At 72.9% G+C, this 4,829-nt stretch carries 5 protein-coding genes; 3 read left to right on the forward strand and 2 right to left on the reverse strand.

Translation table 11 applies throughout. From position 1 onward, the window contains the following. Together GKQ77_RS27805 and GKQ77_RS27810 are read left to right on the forward strand one after the other, a co-directional pair. Positions 1–1,134, forward strand: a 1,134-nt coding sequence (locus tag GKQ77_RS27805) for a sensor histidine kinase (protein WP_219691680.1), incomplete at its 5' end; no start/stop codon positions are given. Next, positions 1,131–1,769 carry a response regulator gene (locus GKQ77_RS27810; protein WP_308117812.1) on the forward strand — a complete coding sequence of 213 codons (639 nt, stop codon included), beginning with the start codon at positions 1,131–1,133 and terminating at the stop codon, positions 1,767–1,769. The genes GKQ77_RS27805 and GKQ77_RS27810, both read left to right, overlap by 4 nt. 94 nt (positions 1,770–1,863) lie before the next feature. Here GKQ77_RS27810 and GKQ77_RS27815 read toward each other — a convergent pair whose 3' ends face one another. Both GKQ77_RS27815 and GKQ77_RS27820 read right to left on the reverse strand, forming a co-directional pair. Continuing rightward, a complete protein-coding gene (locus tag GKQ77_RS27815) occupies positions 1,864–3,045 on the reverse strand; it encodes a lipase family protein (protein ID WP_219691682.1) in 1,182 nt (393 codons plus the stop codon). A gap of 162 nt (positions 3,046–3,207) precedes the next feature. Beyond that, positions 3,208–4,218 (reverse strand): AraC family transcriptional regulator, encoded by a 1,011-nt coding sequence (locus GKQ77_RS27820; RefSeq protein WP_219691683.1) that lies wholly within the window; start codon positions 4,216–4,218, stop codon positions 3,208–3,210. 94 nt (positions 4,219–4,312) lie between these two features. On the opposite strand from GKQ77_RS27820, the gene GKQ77_RS27825 reads away from it, so the two are divergent. Continuing rightward, the coding region (locus GKQ77_RS27825) for an AMP-binding protein (protein ID WP_219691684.1) at positions 4,313–4,829 on the forward strand (517 nt) is incomplete at its 3' end.

Consider the following 4,829-nt stretch of genomic DNA (forward strand, 5'->3'; position numbering starts at 1 on the left):
GCACGGGGGTTCGCTGTGAAGGCCGTCGGGCTCTTTCGGATCGCGCACCTGGTGTACGCGGCCGACGTCGTGGCCACCGGTCCGTCCGACTGGCGCAGCGTCGGCCTCCTGGCCGCCGTGGGCGCCGTCACCCTGCTCCTCTACGGGTCGGCCCTCCTGCGCGGCTGGTTTCATCCGCGATGGGTCTGGGCCGATGTACTGCTGACCGGCTGTGTGTTCCCGTGGGTCGCCGTCGCAGCGATCGGTGACGGCCCGGCGGTGGAACCGCACGGCTGGCTGATGGTGCAGGCCCTTTCCTCGGCAGCGGCCGCCATGGTGGCGCTCGGCTTGCGAGGTGCCGCTTGGGCGGTCCTGCTCCTGCTGAGCACGTCACTGAGCGTCTACGAGGTGGTCGCCAGCCCCACCTTGCCGGCCCTTTTCGATCACTTCACGGCGGTCGTCGAAGCCGCGGCCCTCGCCGGAGCGGGCTGGTGGTACCTCCGGCGTCAGGGGTCCCGGCTGGACCTCGCGCAGGAACGGGCCGTCGTCGCCGAGACCGCGCGGGCGCGGCAGGCGGAGCGGGTGGCGCACCACGCGGCACTGCACGACACCGTGCTCGCCACCCTGACCACCATCGCCGCCGGCCGGGTGGACGCCAATGCGCCCGCCGTCCGCGACCGCTGCGCCCGCGAAGCGGCCTACCTGCGCCGGCTCGTGCAAGCCTACGAGGAGCCGCCCCGGCACAGCGGCCTGCCCGCACCCGGCGGGATGAGTACCTGGGCCGCCCTGGAGGAGGCCGCCCGCTCCGCGGAAAGCCTCGGCCTGAAGGTGACCGCGCAGTACGACGCGGTGCCGGACCTGCCCCGGGAGGTCGCCCACGCCCTGGCCGCCGCGGTGTCCGAAGCACTGAACAACGTACACAAGCACGCGCGGACCCCGCTGGCCTACCTCACCGTCTTCGGCAGCACCGGTGGTGTCGAGGTAGTCGTGGCCGACCGTGGCATCGGCTTCGACACGTCCGACCGGAGCCACCGCCGTGCCGGGACCGGACTGCGCCGCTCCGTGCACGGCAGGATGGCCGCCATCGGAGGCAGCGCGGAAGTGGACAGCCGGCCAGGTGAGGGAACAGTGGTCGAACTGCGGTGGCCGGCGTGATCGACATCGCGGTGGTCGACGACGACCGCATGCTCCTCGACGGGCTGCGCGCCTGGCTGTCCGGCCAGCAGCGCCTGCGCCTCATCGGAACCGTGCCGACGGTCGACGCCCTGCTGGCGGGCCCCGCCCGGACGGCCGCCGTGGTGCTCCTCGACCTCGTACTGGGGGACGGTTCCCGCCCGGAGGCGAACGTGCGCCGTGTGCGGGCGGCCGGGAGCAAGGTCCTGGTCATCAGCACGATCGCCGACCACGCCCGGGTGGTGGCGGCCGTGGCGGCCGGCGCCGACGGCTACCTCACCAAGGACCACGCCCTGGACACCCTGGTGGAGGCCGTCGAGACCGTGGCCGCGGGTGGGACGGCGCACTCTCCTGAACTCGCCTTCGGCTGGGTGAAGGACACCACCCCGAACCGACCGCACCTGGCTCCCCGGGAACGTCAGGTGCTGCGCGACTACGCCTCCGGGCTGACCCTGAAAGCCACCGCCCGGCGCGCGGGGATCACCGTCAACACCGCGAAGTATTACCTGGACCAGGTGAAGGAGAAGTACCGACAGGCAGGCCGCCCGGCTTTGACGAAGATCGACCTGGCCCGGCGGCTCGCCGAGGATGATGCGTACGGGGGAAGGCTCAGATGAGGGATCTGACACCGCTCGGAGGCACCTACACCTTTACGGGGCAGCCAGGTTGGGACGGCCTCCACCCGGGGCCGCCCCAACCCAGCCGGCTACCTCAGCAGTTGCTCCTCGCCGGCTTCCCCGCGAAGCGGTCCGCCAGCCACTGGGCGGCCAGGGGTGACTGCGTGATCACCCCGCTGACGTGCTCACCTATCGGGATGGTGTGCCACTCGACGTTCGCGCCCCTCGCGCACCAGTCGGCACGGACCTGCCTGCCGACGCCGTACGGGATCAGCTCGTCGGCCAGCGCGTGGTACAGGTACACCGGCGCGGCCGGCTTGGCGGTGCCGACCTGCGACTCGCGCAGGCGCCGCTGCCAGTCGGGCTGTTCGAGAGGGTTCTTGGTCGTCATCGAGTCGATCGTCTTGAAGGACCCGAGCACCGCCCCGTCCGCCACGCACGTGTTCTTCATGGCGCCGATGAGCGTCCTGCCGACCGGGTTCAGATAGGAATCGAGCCGCAGCTCGGGGAAGGCCGCGTTCTGGCCGATCGCCGCCATGAATATCAGGCCCGAGCCGTACGAACCGTCGTTGAACTCCGCGACCTTCATCAGGTCGCCGGGGACGCCGCCGGTCGCCGTGCCCTTGACGTCGAGGTCGGGGGCGTACGAGCCGTGCAGCTCGGCCGCCCAGGAGGAGGCCTGGCCGCCCTGCGAGTAGCCCATGATGCCGACCGGGGTGTCCTTCCCGAGGCCCGCCTCGGGGTGGCGGATCGCGGCGCGGGCCGCGTCCAGCATCGCCTGGCCGGCCGAGCGGCCCACGGTGTAGGTGTGGTCGCCGGGGGTGCCGAGGCCCTCGTAGTCGGTGACGGCCACCGCCCAGCCGCGCAAGGTGAGCTGCTGGATGAGGTTGGCCTCCACGGCGGTGCCCTTCGGGAAGCCCGCGCTCGGCGCGCAGCGGTCGGCCACGCCGACCGTCCCCACCGCGTACGTGATCAGGGGGCGCGGGCCCGTTCTGCCGTCCTGCGGCACGATGACCGTGCCGGAGACGGTGTTGGGTTCGCCCTTGGCCGTCGTCGAGCGGTAGTGGATCTTCCAGGCCTTGGTGTTCGTCGGCTGGCCCGGCAGGGGGTGGAAGCTGCTCGGCTCGGAGCTGACGATGTCACCCGGGGACGCGGCCGCGCCGCTCTCCGCGGTCGTGCCGGTCCCCGCGGCGTGGGCCGCGCCGAGCGGGGTGACGGCCGACAGGCCGAGCGCGGCCACCACGGCCCACGACCGGAAGCTGGTGCGTATGTGCATGCGGCTCTCCCAACTGTGCACAGGGGCTGGGAACTTCGGGCCTCGACCGTAGTGACTGGTGAGTAAGCGGAGGGCTGACCGGGACGCTCAGCTTCGTTGACCGCAGCTTTGCCGATGGCAGCTTCGCCCCCTCAAGCTTCGCCGACCGCCGCTTTGCCGGCCTCAGCCGAGACCGCCCCGGCTTATGCGGTACGCACCCGGCGTCGTCCCCGTCCAGCGGCGGAACGCCCGGTGGAAGGCCGTGTCCTCGGAGAAGCCGAGCCGCGCCGCGAGGTCCGCGATCGGCTCATGGCCCTCGGCGAGGCCCGCAATCGCCGCGTCCCGCCGCACCGCGTCCTTCAGCTGCTGGTACGACGTGGACTCCTCGGCCAGCCGCCGCCGCAGCGTCGCCGGGCTCACCGCGAGCCGGGCCGCGACCTCGCCGAGCGAGGGGAGCCGGGGCGAGGAGCGCAGGGAGCGCGCGAGGGTGCGGCGCACCTGCTCGGCGACGGTCGTGCCGTACTCGCGGCGGGTCAGCAGCTCGAAGGGCGCGCGGCGCAGCATCTCGTCCAGCGCCTCCTCGTCCCTGACCAGCGGCGCGTCCAGCCAGTGCGTGGCGAACCCGGCGCCGGTGCGCCCCGCGCCGAACCGCACGGGGCAGCCGAAGAGCAGCGCGTACTCGTCCCTGTGCGGGGGCGGCGGATGCCCGAACTCCGCCCAGCGCAGCGGAATGCGGCGGCCGATCAGCCAGCTGCACAGGCGGTGCCAGATGATGACCAGGCACTCGGCGAGGAAGTAGTCCTGTTCCAGGTCGCTGCGGACGCCGAACACGGCCTCGTCGCCCCGGCGTTCCAGGACGAGGTCGGGGCCGCCGGGAAAGAGGCCGTAGAAGGTGACGCCCCGCTGCACCGCGGCCCCGAGGTCACGGCAGCCGAGCGAGGCCTGGCACATCATCGCGAACGTGCCCGGCCTGCTGACGGCGGAGCCGAGGCCGAGGAACTCGTCCTGCGTGGCGCGGTACAGCTCCCGGAAGAGCCGGGCGAACTGCGGGACGCTCACGCGGGCCCGGTCGTCGCCGAGGAGCAGCGGCGGGATCTCGGCGCCCCGCAGCAACGGCACGGTGTCGACGCCGCGCCGTTCGGCACCGCGCAGCACGGCCCGCACATGGTGCACGGTGATCGTCCGCCTGGCCATGCCATGACGGTAGCGCCGCGCTGAGCGCCCCGGCCAGCGTCGCTGACGTTTCGCGTCATCCCGTGCGCGGGGTGCGCTCCCTAGCGTCGTACGCATGCAGCAGACGCGGAAGGACCCCCTGACGGCGGCGGAACTCCCGGCCACTCTCGCCCTGTTGGCGGAGTGGGCGGCGGACCGATACGGCGATCTTCCGGCGCTGCGGTTCCGCCGCGACGGGGCGTGGACCGAGCTTTCCTACGTGGGGCTGCGGGACCGCGCACGCCAGGTGGGCCGCGCCCTGCTCGCCCTCGGCGTCCGTCCCGGCGACCGCGTGGCGATCCTCGCCGAGACCCGCCCCGAGTGGACCCACGCCCATTTCGGGACGCTCGCTGCGGGCGCGGTCGTGGTCCCCGTCTACCCGACGGCGGGCGACGAGGAGGTCACGTGGGTGGTGACGGACTCGGGCGCGACGGTGATCCTCTGCGAGGACCCGCTCCAGGCGGCGAAGGTCGAACGGCTCCGGGGGGAGGGCCGGTTGAAGGGCCTGCGGGAGGTGGTGCTGCTGACGGTTCCGGAGCCCGCCGACTCTGCCGCCGAGGGCGATGCCGCTGGGCGGTGGACGCTTCTCGGGG

Source organism: Streptomyces anatolicus (genome assembly GCF_019400875.1).
Lineage (GTDB): Bacteria > Actinomycetota > Actinomycetes > Streptomycetales > Streptomycetaceae > Streptomyces > Streptomyces anatolicus.

Bases quoted from the DNA above. Each gene is read 5' to 3' on its own strand.
- GKQ77_RS27815 (WP_219691682.1), bottom strand. From the start codon at position 3,045: ATGCACATACGCACCAGCTTCCGGTCGTGGGCCGTGGTGGCCGCGCTC.
- GKQ77_RS27820 (WP_219691683.1), bottom strand. From the start codon at position 4,218: ATGGCCAGGCGGACGATCACCGTGCACCATGTGCGGGCCGTGCTGCGC.